The following is a 17,258-nucleotide window of genomic DNA, read 5'->3' on the forward strand; positions in this document are numbered from 1 at the left end:
CGCTGCCTGCGTGCACGCGGGCCCCCTCGAGCGGCCGCCCCGAACCCGGTCGCGGCCCGCACCCGCGGGTTCAGAGGGCGTCGGCGAGTTTCTGGATCGGGTGAGGCGGTTTGCCGTGCTGGTTCTCGTGCTCGAGCAGCTGTGATCGACAGGAGGTGCCGGGTGCGACGACTTCCTCGCCGGGGGAGTCGTCGACGCGGTCGAACAGGAGTCTCCCGATGGCTTTGCTCATCGAGTAGTGTTCGGCCTCGTACCCGAAGGACCCGGCCATCCCGCAGCACGTCGAGTCGAGGTCGTCGACCTCGTAGCCCGCCCGCTCGAGGACCGCGACGGCGTGGTGGTCCTTCTTGACCGCGGTCTGCTGGCAGTGCCCGTGATACGTGAGCGTCTCCCCGGGCGAGTCGAACGCGAGCGCCTCGTCGAGGTCGAACACGTCGATGTACTCCATCACGCCGTAGCTGTTGGCGGCGACTCGTTCGACGTCCTCGCCGGAGAGCAGATCCAGCGCGTCGTTCTGGTACATCACCGCGTCGGACGGTTCGACGCTGACGACGTCCCAGCCCTCGCGGACCCGGGGCGCGAGCGTCTCGACGTTCTCGCGGACGGTCCGACGGGCGCGGTCGAGCATGCTCTTGGAGTGCGCCGGCCGGCCGCTGTCCCCGACGTCCTGCGGGACCTCGACGTGGACGCCGGCCGCTTCGAGCGCCGCGACGGCGGCCTTGCCGACCTCGGGCTGGGTGTAGTTGGTGTACGGATCGGCCAACACCAGCGCCTTCCGGTCGGCGTCCGACGCCGGAACCGCGGGTGTGCGCGACCGATCCCACTTCTGTAGCGTCTCGCGTTCGAACGTCGGGAGGTCGCGCTCGCGGGCGATACCGAGGGTCTTCTCCGCCAGGAGTCCCGTTCCCGGCAGTTTGAGCGCGAGGTTCGAGAGCGGCGCGAAGGTGCTACCCAGCGAGTACAGCGTCTCCACGTTCGCGAACAGTCGATCGCGGAGCGGCACGCCCGCCTCCTGGTGGTACTCGTGTTTGACCTCGGCTTTGAGCTTGGCCATGTCGACGCCGCTCGGGCAGTCGCGCTTGCAGCCCTTGCAGCCGATGCAGAGGTCGAGCACCTCGTCGACGAACTCCTCGTCGGTGGGGTCGTCGGGGAGTTCCCCGTCCATCGCGCGGCGGAGCATGTTCGCCCGGCCCCGGGTCGACGTGATCTCCTCCTGCTGGGTGGCCCGGTACGTCGGGCACATGACCCCGCCCGTGGTGTCCTGGTGACCCGTACAGCCCGCACAGCCGTGGCAGAGCTCGACCATCCCCTGGAAGCCGTTCTCGTTCTCCCAGTTCATCGTCGGCTCGAACCCGGCGTCGAAGGCGTAGTCCGGGTCGTACCGCAGGTTCTCGTCGGGCTGGAACTCCCCGCAGATGTTGCCCGGGTTCAGGAGGTGGTCCGGGTCGAACGTGGACTTGAGCTCCTCGAACGCCCCCCAGAGTTCGTCGCCGTAGAGTTTCCGGTTCCACTTCGTTCGCGCGCGGCCGTCGCCGTGCTCGCCGCTCACCGACCCGCCGTACTCGATGACGAGGTCGGTCAGGGCGTCGGAGATCTCGTTCATCGTCTCGATCCCCTCCTCGGTCTTCAAGTTCAGCAAGGGGCGGATGTGCAGGACGCCCGGGCCGGCGTGCGCGTAGTAGGAGGCGAACGTGTCGTGTTCGTCGAACAGCGCCTGGACGTCCGCGACGTACTCCGGCAGGTTCTCCGCCGGGACCGCGGTGTCCTCGACGAACGGCCAGTGCTTGTCGTCCCCGGTCCGAGACAGGAGGATCGGAAGCCCGGCCTTGCGCATCTTCCAGAACCGCGACTGCCGTTCGTCGTCGTACGCTTCCAGGGCGTCGACGGCGTAGGGTTCGTCGTCTGTCGTCGTCGCGACGCCACCGCCGGACGCGTCGAGCCCCGTCTCCGGTTCGTACCCCGGCAGGCGGTCGGCGAGCAGGTCCGCCACCTTCCGCTTGCCTTCCTCGACGGTCTCCGCGTAGAACTCCACCAGCAGGGTCGAGTTCGTTCCGTCGGGGAGCGTGCCGACCAGCTCGGAGAACTCCGCCGTGTCCCGGGCCAGGTCCAGCAGGACGTCGTCCATCACCTCGACGGCGGAGGGGTCGTGTTCGAGGATCGGCGCGACGTCCCGCATCGCGTCGAGCATCTCGTCGTAGGTGAGCAGGACGACGACGGTCTCCTCGGGGATCGGCTCCAGGGACACCTCGGCCTCGGTGACGACGGCCAGCGTGCCCTCGCTCCCGGCCATGAGCCGGCCGACGTTGACCTCGCCGCGTTCCTCGACGTCCTCCAGGAGCTTGTCGAGGTTGTACCCCGAGACGTTCCTGGTGAGGTCGGGATACCGCGCCTCGATCTCGTCCGCCTTCTCCCGGAGGATCCGCGAAACCGACGCGTAGATCTGTTCTTCGAGCGGGTCGTCGGGGTCGACGGCCGCCGCGCGGTCGTGAAGTTCCTCGACGTCCATCCAGCCGAAGGTCGTCACCGTGCCGTCCGCGAGGACGACCTCGACCGCCTCGAGGTAGCCGTCGGCCTTCTCGTACTTCAGCGAGTGCGCGCCGGTGGTGTTGTTGCCGATGCAGCCGCCGAGGACGCTCTTGTCGCCCCACGCCGGGTCCGGCGCGTACTTCAGGCCGTGCGGTTCGAGGGTGTCGTTGAGTCGCGCGAGCGTGATCCCCGGTTGCGCCCGCACCGTCCGTCCGTCCGGGTCGACGTCGAGGACGGCATCCAGTTCCTTCTTGAAGTCGAGGACCACCGCCTCGTTGACGGCTTGCCCCGCGAGGCTCGTCCCGCCGCCGCGAGGCAGGACCGGGATCTCCTCGTCCGCGCAGTACGTCATCACTGCCTCGACGTCCGCGGTCGAGGTCGGCGCGACCACGCCGATCGGCAGTTGCTGGTAGGCGCTCGCGTCCGTCGCGTACAGGTTTCGAGTGTACGTATCGAAGCGGACGTCGCCGTCGACGAGCGCGTCGAGGTCGGCGAGCAGATCCGGTCGTTCGACCTCGCCGCCCTCGTGGTCGTAGTTGCTTCGAGCGTCCGCCGCCGGTTCCCGTGGGTCAGTTCGTGCTGTATCGCTCATGCGTTCCCTCCGTCAGGTGCGACGAGTTCGATCACGTGCGTCGGCTCCTCCCCGAGCAGGTCCCCGATCTGGTCGGTGCAGGAGGTCCCACTCGCGATCACGTGATCGCAGTCGGCGTCCCGGAGCTGGTCCTCGAGGTTCGAACCGACGTCCATCGCGAGTTCGTAGTACTGTTCTTTGTACCCGAACGAGCCAGCCATCCCGCAGCACTCGACGTCGCTCGTCGTCACGTCGTAGCCGCAGGAGTCGAGGACCGCGGTGCTGTACTCCTCGAGTCCCATCGTCCGCTGCTGGCAGTGAGAGTGGTACGCCACCGTCTCCCCGTCCGTGACGTTCAGTGCGTCCGCGTCCGCGCCGTTGGCGAGCAGTCCGTACACGTACTCGAGGATCTCGTAGCTGTTCTCCGCGAGCGGTTCGAAGGACTCGGGAGGCAACAGTCGCTCGTAGTCGCCGCGGAACATCGCGAGGTCGCTCGGCTCGACGACCACGACGTCGTAGCCGGCGTCGACGTACGGACCGAGCGTCGCCGCCACGCGCTCGGCCTTGTCCCGCGCGGTATCGATCATCCCCTGGGAGAGCGGCGCGCGGCCCGCGCCGGGGACCGAGGGGACGAGCACCTCCACGTCCAGCGCTTCGAGCGCCCTGACGGCCGCCTTCCCGCGGTCGACCTGCATGTAGTTCGTGTACAGGTCGGGGTAGAGGACGACCTTCCGGTCGGGGTCGACCGGCGGGACCGCCTCGCGGGCCTCGAACCACTCGCGGAACGTCGTCCGCTGGAACTCGGGGAGGTCGCGCTCGTGGGCGACGCCGGCGGCCGCCTCCAGCGCCCGCGAGACCGGGCCGGCGTTCGCCACCCAGTTCGACAGCGGCGCGAAGGTGCTCCCCAGCTTCGCGAGCAGCTCGAAGTTCCCGAACAACCGCTTCTGCAGCCCCGGGCCGGACGTCTCCGCATCCGGAGTGAGGCCGTCGACGAGGAACGACACCGGCGGGTCGTCCTCGGTGTTGATCCGGTCGCGAACGACCGTGTTGATCCACGGGATGTCGATCCCGACCGGACACGCCTCGACGCATCGCGAGCAGCCGGTACAGAGGTCGTTGAACGCCGCCGCCGAGTCCAGTCCGTGAACGCCCGCCTCCCAGCCGGTCGCGATCCCACCCGAGTACGTCTCGCCGCCGAACGCGTGCCCGCCGACGGACTGGAAGTTCGCACACGTGTTCGAGCACGCCGAACACCGGATGCAGTACAGCGTCTCCCGGAGGTCCTCGTCCTCGCGCATCGCCATCCGTCCGTTGTCGATCAGGACCAGGTGGAACTCGCGGTCCGTGTCGCCTTCGGCGATCGGCGTGTCCGGGTCGTCGAAGTCGACGGTCGGCGAGTCCACGGGCGGCGTCAGCAGCGAGACGTAGCTCGTGATGTCCTGTCCCGTCCCCGACCGACCGATGAGTTCGACGAACGGCTGGAGGTCCTCGACGCTCGGCACGATCTTCTCGACGCCCGCCACGGCGACCTGGGTCTCCGGGACGGCCACCGTCTTGCGGGCGTTGCCCTCGCTCGTCACGAGCGCCATCGTGCCCGAGTCCGCGGTGACGAAGTTCGCACCCGTCATGCCGACGTCGGCGTCCTGGATCAGCTCGCCGAGTCGCTCGCGAGCGAACGACGTCAGCTCTTCGGCGGTCTCCAACTCCGTCTCGGGGTCGAACTGCTCGTTGAACAGGTCGGCGATCGCCGCCCGGGACTTGTGGATCGCCGGGGCGACGATGTGACTGGGTGCCTCGTCGGCGACCTGGAGCACCCACTCGCCCAGATCGGTCTCGACGACGTCGACGCCGTCGCGTTCGAGCCGTTCGTTGACCTCGATCTCCTCGCTGGTCATCGACTTGCTCTTCACGAGCCGATCGGCCTCGTTTTCCGCGCAGACCTCGGCGATGTACTGGTTGGCGTCGGCGGCGTCGTCGGCGACGTACACCGTGCCGCCGTTTTCCGCCACGGTCTCGGTGAGTTCCTCGACGAGTTCGGGCAGGCGCTCGATGGCGTCCGCCTTGATCGCGCGCGCCTCCTCCTTGAGCGCCTCGTAGTCCTCGAGTTTCGCGACGGACTCGTACCGTCCCGCGTTGAACCCGCGCGTGTTGGTTCCGACGGCCTCCCCTTCCGTCTCCATGATGTGACGGATGTGGGCCGCCTTCGAGTCGCGTTTCGAACTCATGAGACGACGATCACCTCGACCGCTTCCGGGCCGTGTGCTCCCTGGACGAGCGCACCCATGTCGGCGGTGGCCGAGGGACCGGTCGCGACGATCGCGGAGCCACGCGACTCGCGCGCCCGTTCGCCGAACCACTCGAAGGCCGCCGCCATGTCGGGAACGAGGTCCGATTCGCGGAGGACGGCGACGTGCAGGTCGTTGAACAGGCTGACCGGTTCGCTACCCGCCGCCGTCATCTCGAGCACGACGCTCCCGTAGTCGGCGATGGCGAGCGACGCGCCGGTCACGCCCGTAACCGCTCCCTCGACGTCCGCCGGCGTCGGGTTCGTCTCGACGCAGTCGGGCAGCTCCACGTCGTCCCACGGGAGCGGCGTGCCGATCGCGGGTGGCTCGATCGCGTCCGCAATCGCGTCGGCGACCGCCCCTGGCGACGCCTCCGTGAGTTCCACCCCGTAACTCCGTGCTTCCGAGGCGAACTGGTCGTACAGCGCTACGTCCTTCCCTGACATTGTGAACCCTTCATCGTCCTTGGTTTGTGTTTGGATAGTGCGCATCTATAGCTTCGCCCTGAGCGCCCCCCGAACTCGAACCGCGTCGTCCGTCGACGTGCTCGCCCGGCGACCGCCCGACTCGTGCGCTGCCGAACGCTGCCTCGTATCCCGAAGACCGAGAGGTGGCTAGAGCCCAGCAGGGATGACGACGTACGCGAACAGGAGCGTCAAGAGACCGGTGGCCGCTCCGTAGTAGAGGACCGGTATCAGTTCGATTCGGATGACGCGACCCTCCTCGCCGATCAGACCGACGACGGTGAGGGCAGCGACGACGTTGTGGATCGAGATGAGGTTCCCGATGGCGCCACCGACGGCCTGCGCCCCGACCACGATCTGGGTCGGGGCACCGACGGACTGTGCGGCCTCGTACTGGAACAGGCCGAACAGGATGTCGCTGACGGTGTTCGAGCCGGCGATGAACGCGCCGAACGCGCCGATGAAGCCCGAGAAGAACGGGAACGCCCCGCCGGTGACGTCGACGGTCAACTGCGACAGGACCTGGAGCATCCCGGCGCTGGCACTGGCGGAGTCGAGCACGACGCCCGCGTTGGTGCGCTGCATGACCATGACGGTCGCGACCGCGAACCACAGGGCGACGACTGCCGGCGCGATGTTCGTGATCGCTTCCGTCCAGGAGTCCTTGATTTGCCGGCCGTTCATGCCGTGGAGCGCGTACGTGACGACGGCGATCCCGACGAACAGCGTCCCGGGCAGGTACAGCAACTCGATGCTCTCACCGAACGGCGTGCCGAGGATCTCGTTCCACGAGAGCTGAACGGACAGCAACGCATCGGTGATCGGTCCGACGACGCGGGTCACGACCAGCGCGATCGCGACGAGGATGTACGGCAGCCACGCGACGCCCAGCGACATGTCCTGCGAGTGCATGTCCTCGAACGACGTGGTGCCGCCGTCGGCCGCGACGGTCTCCTCTCCGCTCTCGCTCGAGACGCCGGCGCCGGGCTCGATGGTGCCGACCCAGTGGTCCGGCCAGCTGTCGCGCGGCCCGAAGTCCCACTCGTTCTCGGGCGCGGGCGCGAAGTAGCCCGCCCGAACCGTCGCCGCGACGACGAACAGCCCGATCAGGGCGCCCAGCAGCGCCGGGAACGTCGGCCCCAGGAAGTACGCGGTCGCGAGGTACGGGATCACGAACGCCGCCCACGCGTACAGGCACAGCGGGATCATCTCGATGGCGGGCTGGAGGGACCGCTCCTCGCCGAAGAACCGCGTCATCAGCGCGATACCGATGAACGGGATCGCGATTCCGACGATGGCGTGGATGACTGCCGCCCAGACGCCGACCTGGGCGACGTACGCGCCGACGGTCTCGAAGCCGCTTCCCGAAGCGGTGATCTCGGCGGCCGCGTCGGTTCCTTCCGCGAAGACGACGTCGCGCAGCCCGATGATCAGTGGCGTGCCGACGGCGCCGAACGTGATCGCCAGGATGTTCCCGGTCAGCGCGACGACGACGGCGGCCATCGGCGGCCACCCCAGCCCGACCAGGAGCGGACCGACGATCGCGGCGGGCGTGCCGAAGCCCGCGGCACCCTCGATGAAAGACCCCATCAGGAACACTAGCAGGATCGACTGGACGCGCCGGTCGCCGCTCAGCGACGAGAAGCCGGCGTTGATGACCTCGAACGCGCCCGATTGCTTCAGCGTGTACAGCAACAGGATCGCGCCGAAGACGATGATCAGTATCCGGGTGGCCGTCATCGCGCCCCTGATCGACGCCGCGGCGATCAGTGTCGGCGACATGTTCCAGCCGACGAACGCCGCACCCACTGCCACCAGCCACGCGATGGGCATCGTCCGGGTCGCCGGCTGGATGAAGACGACCATCAGCACCGCGATCACCGCGAGCGGTGCCAGCGCCAGCCCGACGAGGCCTACGTCAACCATTCGACCCCACCACGCAGAACTCGTGCTCGCTCGCTTGACCCGTCCGGTGCCCCCGATCGATGGTGTTACCACCTAATCGCATAGGCAGAATTTTTAGTGATGGTGGCTTATACTTTAAGCTACTATTTTGACACTTCCATGGTGCATGGAAATACAAGGCCACCGTTGGTCGTCGACCCCTCCACGCCACCGCCCACCGAAGCGGCACTACGAGACAGGACCGCGCCAGCACTGACTGCAGGCGGTTCCACGCGTCGAGAACACGCTGGGAGTCCCACGAGCGAGCGGTGCGCGGGGCGAGCGTAGCGAGTCCCGCGAATGCGAACGGCGAAGCCGTGAACAGCGAGCGAGGGGGACTACAGCGAGCCCGTGACTGTCGCGAGTGAAACGAGCGGCAGGAATGGACTCACGGGGAGATTTGAACCCGAAACCAGACGTGCTCGCTCACTGCGTTCGCTGCGCGCGACTGGTAGGGCTTCAAATCCCAGCGTCGGCTACGATTTGCACCGCTCACGGACGCCTCGCTGTCACTCGCCGTCTTGTTCGCGGCGCAGAATAGTGGACTCGCTGGGAAGTTTTTCCACGAAACCCGACGCTTTCTTGTAGTTTTCTCATTGTTTTAGTCTGGTAATTGGTCGCGGCGAACCGCCATCTTCTCCCGCTCGGTACGCGCGTCGTAGTGCCGGTACAGGACGTCGAGGCTGACGTCCATCCGCTCGCTCACGGTCTCCGGTGTAACGTTCTCGTTGAGGTGGTGGGTGATCGCTCCTCGACGGACGTCGTGGGGCGTCACGGAGCTCGGACAGGCCGAGAAGTTCGCGTCCCGTCCTCGAGCGTCGCAGCTCTCCTGGGTGCGGTCGTGTGGGCACTCGCCCGTGTACGAGCAGGGATGGAGCGCCCGGACGACCCATTTGGAGAGAGTCTGGGGGCTCGGGCGGCCGCCACCGGATTTCTGGAAGAACGGGAGCCGGCCGTGATCGTCCCGGCCGCTGGGGCGGTTCGGATGTTCCAGGTAGTCCTCGAGGATCCTCGTCCAGCGAGGTCCGAGGTAGACCCATCGCGACCCGCCGTCCCCGTTCTTGAGTTTCGTGCCGGACTCGGGCCGGTGCTCGACGCGGACCGCGTGCTCTTCCCGATATAGGTCGTTCTCGTCGAGTGAGTGCGCGGCGCCGCGACGCATCCCGGTCCGCCAGAGGAGACCGAGGAGCGCGTGCTCCTTGCCGGCGTACTCGAAGTTCTCGTAGTAATCGAGAACCTCGTGGGCACGCTCCGCGCTGAGGAACGAGTCGCGGGATTCGGCTCCATCGGGGAGCTCGGGCGAATGGAGTTTCTCCGCGATTCCCTCCGGAACTGCCTCCTGGTCGGCCCACCGACGGAGCGCCATCCGAACGCTCGATAGCTGTTTCTGGAGCGTGATCGGCGCAACCTGCTTGCGTCGCCAGGTGACGAACTCGCTGAGTCGTCGGCCGGTGAGCTCGTTGAGGTTCTCGACTCCGGCCTCGTCGCACCACTCCAGGAAGTGCTCGAGGCGCGTCTGGTCGTTCTGCCAGGTCGACTCCCGGACCTCGCCGGCGCGCTCGTCCAGGAACCGACTGACGCCCTCGTCGGGCGTCATCGGCTGGAGGTCGTCCTCGACCTCCTCAAGGAGACGGTCGACCCGATCCGCGAGTTCGGAGTCGTCCGTCACGACTCGCCTCCTTCGAGCATCGCCTGTTCTGCGTCCTGCACGCGCTGGAACTCCTCGCGACTGCCACCCTTGTCTGGGTGAGCGTCCGCCTTGAGTGAGCGCGCGGCGCCGCGGACTACCGCATCAGGTGCGTCCTCGCGAACGCCCAGAACCTCGTGCGGTTCCTTCCGAGAACCGTCGTCGGCGACGATGACCTCCTCCTCGCCGCTGGGGAGCGCCTGCGTGCTCATCTCGGTGTCGACCGTGCTGACGCCGTAGCGTTCGATCGCGCGCTTGGCCTCGAGGTACTTCGCGATCGCTCTCGCGTTGTCCCGGAGGTTGTTCCAGCGGTCGCACGGAACTGCGTAGCGGTCGCCGTCGCGCTCGAAGTACACCACGACCGCGGGGTCCTCCGGGTCTCGGTCCTTGTACGGCTGGTGCGACTTTGCGGCGGTGTGTGGCGCGTTCGTCTGCACCTCGACGTTGTACGCGTCCATCTTCTCGAGCTCTTCGAGGATGGAGTCGAAGGCGGCTCGTCGAGAGACCTCGAACCCACCGTGGTACTTCCGTCGCGAGCTCGCGTCGGTCCGCTCGAAGCCTGGCGGCCAGTCGACGCCGTCCGTCATGCTTCCACCTCGCGACCGTGACGCTGGCGTGCAACCTCCTGGAGCGTCCCCTGAAGATGGAGGTCGTAGTCGGTGGCCTCGACGGACTCGAAGGAGCCGCGAGCATGCCAGCGGTCGGTGAGGCGCTTCGTGACGCGGCCGACGCCGCTGCACAGCGCGCAGGTGTTGTTCCCGTGCGAGCAGAACCCGCGCGAGTAACAGAGGTCGTCGTGGCACTCGACGTGCTTCCCGGAGCCACGGCAGCGGACGCACTCGACGACGTCTAGCTTCCATGCGCGGTCGTCAGCAGTCGGCGAGCGCTCCTCGGCGACCTCCTGGAGGCGTTCGTGCGCCTTGGAGAGATTGATGCTGACCGTCGCCTGCGAGACGCCGCGTTCGCGGGCCTGGTCGGCCTGCGCCTTACCCTCGAGGACGACCGCGCGGAAGTCCCGCTGCTGCTTCGCCGGGAGGGTCTCCACGTACTCCTCGAGGAACGGCTCGGGGAGCTCCGCGATCTCGACGGTCGCGCTCATACGTACCACCCGACCTTCGCCTTCAGGCGGTCTCCGAGCGTGACCTCGAACGACGGTTTCTGGACGTCGTTCCAGCGGAGCGGGCGCCAGGGTTCCCCGCGTCCGCAGCTGCACGTCGAGCGCTTCCAGCCCACCCAGTGCGCGCAGTCCGGGCAGTACCACGGCGACTCCTCGCGGTCGTCACTCCGCATGGTCGATCACCTCCGGACTCCGGGGGTCGTCGTACCAGCGGAGCCGTCGATACTCGTCGTGCTCGAACTGGTGCGCGACGACGTCCCCACCGCAGGCGCAGCTGGTGACGGGAGCGGTCGGGTCGACCCAGCGACGCCCGCACTCGACGCAGGTGAACAGCCAGGTGTTCTCGCCCTCGTGGTCGGAAGGTGGGAGCCCTTCGCCGCCCGGAACAGTGTTCGGGCGCTCCCGCCAGGCAGTGAGTCCACCGTCGGGGACGAGGATGCCGGAGAGTCCGGCGTCGCAGCCTTCGCCGGGGCAGGTGTCGGGTGCGTCCTCGCCCGGTTCGAGCGAGAGCTCGCAGCCGTCGCGGTAGCGTGCGACCCGGCCAGCGCGGACGTCGAGGTCGGCGACCTCCTCGGCGGCGACCTTCCGCGGGTTCGGGTCGTCGCCGTAGTTGCGGACGATGTGGTTCACGCGTCCCCACCTCCGTCGAGTCGGACGCGGACGTCGGTCGCGTGGCCGACGGCCTTCGGGAACTGCGCGCCTTCATGGTGCTTCTTCAGGTGTGAGTACACGTGGAGCGTACAGGTGTGTAGGACGTCCTCGTCGTCGACGAGCGGGTCGAGCTCGAGCGCGCGGAAGCGGAACGGGCCGCCGGTGGCCCGCTGCTGGTCGACGACCTCGAACTCCGCGGTGCGCTCGCGTCGGCCGATAGTCTCGGTGTAGGTGACCCAGACGGTCGCGCCGAGGATGCTCGCGTACTTCGCGAGGTTCAGAAGCCGATACTCCTGGTGGAGGTCCTCGGGTGCGAACTCGGGAATCGGTTCGGCGGCGTCGGCGTCGATGCTCACGCCTCGCCACCTCCGAGGTCTGCCGGGTCCATGCTCTCGAGTTTGCTCGCGAGGTCGCCGCCGCCGGTGTTAGCGGGCGTCCGTCGCTCGCGCTCGTCTGGGTCGTCGAAGGCGGTCCCGCAGTCGCGGCAGAACCAGTCCTTGTCGGGGTCGACGGTCCGATTCGCCTCGGAGCCTGGCGTGCGCTTGTAGAGCGCGCTCGCGGCGGCGTCGCAGTGCGGACAGCAGTTCGTGACGCCGAATCCGCCCTTCATGCTCGCCCTCCGTCGGCGGCGTGCTGGCGGCCGCGTCGCCGTGCGTCATCGACGGGGACCGCGAGGCCGTGCTCGAGTTGCTCGTCGGCGAGCGAGAGCGCCTCCAGGAGATCGGCGTCGTCGACGTCGCGCTGCGCGGTCGCGATCACGGTGACGTCGTCGTGCTCGACGAGGACCGTGACGCGCTCCTGGTCGCGGTTCGCGTCGACGTTCACGCCTCCTCACCTCCGAGGGCCGCGCGAATATGCTCGCGAACGGACGCGCGAGGCGTGTACCCGCAGTCGCCGCACGTCAGCTGACCGTTCTCATCCCAGTCGCTCGCATCGCAGCTCGGACACTCCGGGTCCGCATCAGTGACCAGACCGCCGTCGGTCATCACGCGACTCCCGCCGTTGAGAAGGCGCGTGTGGAGGTTGTCGAGCTCCTGAAAGACGCCACCCTGTCGGGTGTCGTCCGGGGCGATGTGGCCGCCAGCGTGACACTCGGTGCATCGGTAGCACGTGCAGGCGGTCGCGCCCCAGGTAATCCGGCGCGCGGTCGCTCCGCAGGTGGTACAGTCGACGGTCTCCGGTGTGCCGCCGTCACAGAGAACTGGCTGGTCGGTCGGTTCGGCTCGGTTCGATGCAAGGGCTTCAAACCCCTGCGTTTCCTCGTCTGACATGGCTTCGTCGCCTGGTTCGACGGAGCCCACGCGGGCCCGATGTTGCAGCATCGGGGCCCGCATTTCTGAGGACCCACGCACGATGAGCGTCGGGTCCGCGTGAAAGCTCGCGTCACACCGACAGTAGACGGGAGGGTAGTTATAACTTACCCAGAGTACTCTACGAATAACATTGAGTACTGCTCGAAGTTGTAAAGTTCCAGAAACTATGAATAGCCTCGCTGAATCAGATTGGGCGAATGCGCCCTCGTCTCGCCGATTGGATGACTCCAGCGGATAGAGCGATTTTGGAGCGCCTCGAGAATGAGGGCAATGAGGAATTGGTCCTAACTCCGCGGCTGCTTGCTGACAACACCGATTATGCGCGGACCACGGTGCAGGAACATCTGGCTGATCTTCTCGACCATGGACTCGTCGAGTACTTCGACGAAACTGCTTCCGTGTACCAGCTCTCAGACCGCGGTCGCGCGTACCTCGCTGGCGAGCTCGACGTCTCCGAACTCGAAGACGACGAATAACGATCACGCGCGGACCTCCGTGATATCGAGCTCGCCCAGAGTCGACTCCGCCCACTCCGGATGAACCGAATCGCCCCCGATACCCTCGAGCGAACCCTCCTGGTAGCTCGCGACGAACTCCGCAACTGGCTCGCCCAGATCACGCAGCACCCCGTACACGACCGTCCTGTCATCGTACGAAAGCTCGACGCGCTTCCGATACTGCCGCCCATCCTCGATCTCGACCCGGACCGTCTCCCCCGACCAGGTCTCGATCTTCGCAGTGCGTGGCATACACCATCCCTTTCCACAGACAACCCTTCAACAGCAGAGCGAGCTTGCCACTTGACTGGGTTTATCATTCAGTCCCCAATTTACTGCGCCTAAGGCTGGTGAACCCCGGGATTCAAGCGGCAGCCAGTTGTCTGCCGGTTCAACAAAGCAAATTGAATGCTTGTGCTTTCAGCTCCTATTTTTCTCTCTGGAACAGATCATCGGGTAAGACTCTGAGTGCAAACCCGTTCACGATGGCTTGGATCGGCGAAAGAAAAGTCACCAGAACTCCCGTGAGGAAGGAACCCAGCCCGATTGCGACATACAACAATGGAGGTACAGTCGAGGTTTGCGTAATGTGCAACGAGAAGCCGATATAGAATGCAAATAGAACGATAGAAGCCTGTATCATCACGAAGCCCAACAGCGCAAAGGTTCCGGGTGCAGTCTTCGAATGCTCTCTGATGACACCCCAAAGGTCAACATAGAAACTCTTGATTGCGGTAGTACCTTCGGTGGCCGAGGGGTGATGGACCCCTGTGTTCCAGGCGAAGGTGGTCTGGTCGTCCTTTCGTTCTAACCAGCCGCTATTCACCATCTCTTGTGTGTGGTTGCTTACCGTCTGATTAGAGCGATCTATCCGCTCAGCCAGCTCACTCTGAGTATATTGTCGATTGTGAGCTTGGAAGAGAATCTCTGCAATCTCGAAGAACTTCTCCCCCTTTTCGTCAAACTCGTCCTCGAACTGTTCAGGCAGCCCCATCACGATATGTGTAACACAAGTGAACACAAAAACTTTCAGAACCCGGGTTGATGCTCATCAACACCCCCATTGAAACCCATAAACCCGGGTATTGGAGGCTCTGAACGGTGTTTCCATTATTTACTCCTCTGGCAGCTATTCTTGGATGCGATGTCAGATACGAACGAAGCTCGCCCCTCGACTAATCGGGGAAAGAATCAGTCCTTTCGGATGGATGAGTGTAGAGCACAGAGTGGTCCCCAAATAATCGTCGGCGTGGTCGTCCTGATTTTCATAGCCGGTCCACTCGCTACTGTGGCTCTTGATGTACAATCGGCGCTGGCCTCAACAGCGGCGTTTTCTTGGCTCTCGGCTGGCGTTATCGCGATATTGTTAGTAGCCGCAATCGTAGCGGCAGTTCTGGGAATCGAGTAAGGGGTTGAACGGGACCTACGCTCCCCCGTCCGTGTCGTATTTGGTGTACCGTCCTCCTCCAGTTTGAACAACGAGTCCTTCCCGCTCCATGGAGTTGAGATAGCTCCGCAGCGTCCGGTCGGCCTTCGGGTCAGTCGCGCGGTCGCGGTACTCCACATACAAATTGCCCGCCTGAATTGGTCCTTGCTGACGAAGGACCTCGTAGAGGATGCGCTGGTCCGTGGAGAGCTTCTCGATATACCGAGACGCAATTTCGTTTCGAGCTGCGTCGGCGACGTCGTCGACGACGTCGGTCGTAATCTCGTCCTCGCGGAGGTCCGAGCACTGTTTCGCAGCGCGTCGAAGTATCGCGATGGCGAGCCGTGCGTCGCCGGCGGCCTGATCCGCGATGTACCAGATAGTCTCCTCGTCGATGGAGCCGCGTACGAGCCCGACCTCGGCGCGCTTCGAGAGGATATCGGCGAGCTGGTCGTCGCCGTACGAGTCGAATTCGACGTGCCGGAACGTCCGGATTCGATTCTGGATGCGGCTGTCGCAGTTGATGAGGAGGTCGTCGTAGTTCACGCAGACCAGCGCGGTCGTCACGTTCGGCACACTGTAGAGCGCCTGGATAATCTGCTTGTCCTCGAGGACGTCCGCCTCGTCCAGGACGGCGACGAACTCCTTGTCCATATCGCGAAGCCGCTCGATCAGGACCGTCCGCGCGTTCGCTCGCGGGTCCAGAGGCGCGCTCCGGTCGGACGCACGAACGAGCCCAGCAAGCGCACCCGTGCTCGAGTTCGCACCGATACAGTCCACGAACCCAGTCTCGACATCAAGTCTCGCCTCCTCGAGCTTCCGCAGGACGTACCGCGTCGTCGACGTCTTGCCAGCACCGGAGGGACCAGTGACGATGACGTCCTCGAACAGATTACTACGACCACCACCTAGCGCCGCGGTGAGCGCGTCGATCTCCCCGTCGCGGTGTACGAGCTCGCTCGGGACGTGCTCCTGGCGGAGCGCCCGCCCGTTCTGAATCATACGACTTGTTTTTCCAAAGAAGGTACTTCAGGGCGAGCCACCCGGAGTGAAAGTGAAAATGGGATTCTTTTCCAAAATCGAACGCCGAAATAGATATTCGATTATACCGACTGACGTCAGTAGTCGAGGAGTGCGTCGAGCGCTCGACTGTGGAGGAAGATTGTGTGTCCGCTTCGAGAGACGACCTCCGGGTGTGTGAGAGCAGTAAAGAGACGTTTGACGTCTTCGTGGTAGGAGTCTGCGCGTTCTTCTTTCATCGCCCAAGCAGGTTCGCGTTCTCGAAACGTACCGCGGTTCAGCAAATAGACCCGACACCATGCAGCTCGAGTTTCTGGCGACGCATCGAATAGCCATTCTGGGAGACCGGAGGGCTCTTCATGGGTCTTCGCACCGACGTGTGCACCAGCCGCGGCAAAGCACCTGCCGAGGAGCGTGGCGTTCTCGCGGACGACGATCTCGTTCACGCGCTCGTCGCCATACATCTCCTCAGGGGCTTTCTCTGTGCGCTTGATGATACGGTAGCTGGCCCCGACGTCGGAAAGTGCGGAAGCGAGAATATCCATCTCGGATTTTACGAACTGTTTGCGCTGGTCAGTGCGCGCGTAGAACCGAGGCTGGTAGGTATCGGCAGCGAGACTACCCCCGGCATAAATCCAGGCAATGAGTCGCGTCCATGCGTGACCGCCTTCTGTGTCGACGTCGACGTCGAGCCAACCGAGGTCGCGTGCGGTGTCGATCGCGCGGATTGGTTCTGGCTTCGCGTCGCCGTCGATCCAAGGTCGGATGCGGCTTCGGGGGAGTTCGAGGGCAGTTGAGACAGCGTGACTGCCCTCTTCGGGGTGGTCCGCACAGTAATCTTGGACTCGGCGGTACTCCTGTACGCGTGACCAAGCTTCGAGTTCACCGTTCCGTGGGTAGGTGGAAGCGAGTGCGTATGGAGAGATTATCGAGGGCATCGTGGTCGGCAACGTTTTGACGTCAGGGCCTGATGGCATAAAGTGAGCCTTGTTGTAGGGCTCAACCCACGCCGGACCGCGTGAGCCTCAGTGGGGCGCGCGGTCTGAATCTTCACCCACTTCCGTCCATTCTATACTTAAATGTATGGGGGAAGAGTTTGCTTCGTGGAGAAGAGAACAGATTATTTAAGCTTCTGGAGATTGTCTTGTTTCAAAAGAAATAACGCCAGACAGCAATGGCATAAAAGGTGTTTCAAGCCGCCATTGACAGTCTGAAAGCTGTGCTATACCAATTTCCAGACACGCTATCCAGTCGCCAAAACCAACTGTTGGCCGATGGGATTAAGTAAGTAGCTTCTAATCGCATATTCAACATCGGCACGGTGGGTGAACCCGTTCGCCGGTGTGGGAAAACAACAATGAAAGTAAACAACCTCTTCACGGACGACGAGGCAGTGTCGCCGGTCATCGGCGTCATCCTGATGGTGGCAATCACCGTCATCCTCGCGGCCGTGATCGGCGCGTTCGTCCTCGGCATTGGCGGTAGTCAAGAAACAGCCCCCCAGGCTAGCTTCCAGTGGAATAGCGACGGTACCGCCATTCTTCACAACGGTGGCGATAAGATAGACGGAACCCAGCTCAGCACGAATGATGACTGTGGTGGGGCCGCTACTCATTCAACTAGCACCAGTATCACCGCAGGCGATGAAGTGGTAACTAATACTGATACCTGCAGTGAAGTGACCATCGTCTGGAAGTCGCCGAGTTCCGATGATACCAACGTTATCGGCGAACTCTCGAAATAATCATATAATAGAT

The 17,258-nt window shown here is 64.6% G+C and carries 19 protein-coding genes; 2 read left to right on the plus strand and 17 right to left on the minus strand.

Annotated features, from left to right (window positions below):
* Positions 1–70 precede the first annotated feature (70 nt).
* The 13 genes from LI336_RS07155 to LI336_RS07215 form a co-directional block, all read right to left on the minus strand.
* Positions 71–3,118 carry an FAD-binding and (Fe-S)-binding domain-containing protein gene (locus LI336_RS07155; protein WP_227132279.1) on the minus strand — a complete coding sequence of 1,016 codons (3,048 nt, stop codon included), beginning with the start codon at positions 3,116–3,118 and terminating at the stop codon, positions 71–73.
* Positions 3,115–5,322: an LUD domain-containing protein gene (locus tag LI336_RS07160; RefSeq protein WP_227132281.1), complete on the minus strand. Its 2,208-nt coding sequence runs from the start codon at positions 5,320–5,322 to the stop codon at positions 3,115–3,117. Before LI336_RS07160 ends, LI336_RS07155 begins: the two co-directional genes overlap by 4 nt.
* Complete coding sequence (locus LI336_RS07165; RefSeq protein WP_227132283.1) at positions 5,319–5,828, minus strand: LUD domain-containing protein; 510 nt, start codon at positions 5,826–5,828, stop codon at positions 5,319–5,321. Before LI336_RS07165 ends, LI336_RS07160 begins: the two co-directional genes overlap by 4 nt.
* A gap of 168 nt (positions 5,829–5,996) precedes the next feature.
* The gene (locus LI336_RS07170) at positions 5,997–7,772 is read right to left on the minus strand and encodes an L-lactate permease (RefSeq protein ID WP_227132285.1); all 1,776 of its coding nucleotides are present in this window, start codon (positions 7,770–7,772) and stop codon (positions 5,997–5,999) included.
* A 619-nt stretch (positions 7,773–8,391) separates the two neighbouring features.
* Complete coding sequence (locus tag LI336_RS07175) at positions 8,392–9,387, minus strand: tyrosine-type recombinase/integrase (protein ID WP_264475330.1); 996 nt, start codon at positions 9,385–9,387, stop codon at positions 8,392–8,394.
* Positions 9,388–9,455: 68 nt separating this feature from the next.
* Positions 9,456–10,064, minus strand: coding sequence for a J domain-containing protein (locus tag LI336_RS07180; protein WP_227132289.1), 609 nt, complete (start codon positions 10,062–10,064; stop codon positions 9,456–9,458).
* Positions 10,061–10,576 carry a sigma-70 RNA polymerase sigma factor region 4 domain-containing protein gene (locus tag LI336_RS07185; protein WP_227132290.1) on the minus strand — a complete coding sequence of 172 codons (516 nt, stop codon included), beginning with the start codon at positions 10,574–10,576 and terminating at the stop codon, positions 10,061–10,063. The genes LI336_RS07180 and LI336_RS07185 overlap by 4 nt, the downstream gene beginning before the upstream one ends.
* Positions 10,573–10,767 (minus strand): hypothetical protein, encoded by a 195-nt coding sequence (locus LI336_RS07190; RefSeq protein WP_227132292.1) that lies wholly within the window; start codon positions 10,765–10,767, stop codon positions 10,573–10,575. Before LI336_RS07190 ends, LI336_RS07185 begins: the two co-directional genes overlap by 4 nt.
* On the minus strand, positions 10,757–11,224 hold the full coding sequence (locus LI336_RS07195) for a hypothetical protein (RefSeq protein ID WP_227132293.1): 468 nt from the start codon (positions 11,222–11,224) through the stop codon (positions 10,757–10,759). Before LI336_RS07195 ends, LI336_RS07190 begins: the two co-directional genes overlap by 11 nt.
* Positions 11,221–11,601, minus strand: a complete 381-nt coding sequence (locus tag LI336_RS07200; RefSeq protein WP_227132295.1) for a hypothetical protein — start codon at positions 11,599–11,601, stop codon at positions 11,221–11,223. Before LI336_RS07200 ends, LI336_RS07195 begins: the two co-directional genes overlap by 4 nt.
* Positions 11,598–11,855, minus strand: coding sequence for a hypothetical protein (locus LI336_RS07205; protein WP_227132297.1), 258 nt, complete (start codon positions 11,853–11,855; stop codon positions 11,598–11,600). Before LI336_RS07205 ends, LI336_RS07200 begins: the two co-directional genes overlap by 4 nt.
* The gene (locus tag LI336_RS07210; protein WP_227132298.1) at positions 11,852–12,070 is read right to left on the minus strand and encodes a hypothetical protein; all 219 of its coding nucleotides are present in this window, start codon (positions 12,068–12,070) and stop codon (positions 11,852–11,854) included. The genes LI336_RS07205 and LI336_RS07210 overlap by 4 nt, the downstream gene beginning before the upstream one ends.
* Positions 12,067–12,516 (minus strand): hypothetical protein, encoded by a 450-nt coding sequence (locus LI336_RS07215; RefSeq protein WP_227132300.1) that lies wholly within the window; start codon positions 12,514–12,516, stop codon positions 12,067–12,069. The genes LI336_RS07210 and LI336_RS07215 overlap by 4 nt, the downstream gene beginning before the upstream one ends.
* A 239-nt stretch (positions 12,517–12,755) precedes the next feature.
* Here LI336_RS07215 and LI336_RS07220 point away from each other — a divergent pair, with 239 nt between their 5' ends.
* The gene (locus LI336_RS07220) at positions 12,756–13,034 is read left to right on the plus strand and encodes a winged helix-turn-helix domain-containing protein (protein ID WP_497007369.1); all 279 of its coding nucleotides are present in this window, start codon (positions 12,756–12,758) and stop codon (positions 13,032–13,034) included.
* A 3-nt stretch (positions 13,035–13,037) separates the two neighbouring features.
* On the opposite strand, the gene LI336_RS07225 is transcribed toward LI336_RS07220, so the two are convergent.
* The 4 genes from LI336_RS07225 to LI336_RS07240 form a co-directional block, all read right to left on the minus strand.
* On the minus strand, positions 13,038–13,307 hold the full coding sequence (locus tag LI336_RS07225; RefSeq protein ID WP_227132303.1) for a hypothetical protein: 270 nt from the start codon (positions 13,305–13,307) through the stop codon (positions 13,038–13,040).
* A 175-nt stretch (positions 13,308–13,482) separates the two neighbouring features.
* On the minus strand, positions 13,483–14,049 hold the full coding sequence (locus LI336_RS07230) for a winged helix-turn-helix transcriptional regulator (protein ID WP_227132305.1): 567 nt from the start codon (positions 14,047–14,049) through the stop codon (positions 13,483–13,485).
* A gap of 429 nt (positions 14,050–14,478) precedes the next feature.
* Positions 14,479–15,483, minus strand: coding sequence for a Cdc6/Cdc18 family protein (locus LI336_RS07235; protein WP_227132307.1), 1,005 nt, complete (start codon positions 15,481–15,483; stop codon positions 14,479–14,481).
* Between the two features lie 116 nt (positions 15,484–15,599).
* Positions 15,600–16,451, minus strand: coding sequence for a sister chromatid cohesion protein PDS5 (locus LI336_RS07240; protein ID WP_227132308.1), 852 nt, complete (start codon positions 16,449–16,451; stop codon positions 15,600–15,602).
* A 407-nt stretch (positions 16,452–16,858) separates the two neighbouring features.
* Here LI336_RS07240 and LI336_RS07245 point away from each other — a divergent pair, with 407 nt between their 5' ends.
* Positions 16,859–17,245, plus strand: a complete 387-nt coding sequence (locus LI336_RS07245) for a type IV pilin domain-containing protein (RefSeq protein ID WP_227132310.1) — start codon at positions 16,859–16,861, stop codon at positions 17,243–17,245.
* Positions 17,246–17,258 lie beyond the last annotated feature (13 nt).

The organism is Halorubellus salinus, assembly GCF_020567525.1.
Classification (GTDB): Archaea; Halobacteriota; Halobacteria; order Halobacteriales; family Natrialbaceae; genus Halorubellus; species Halorubellus salinus.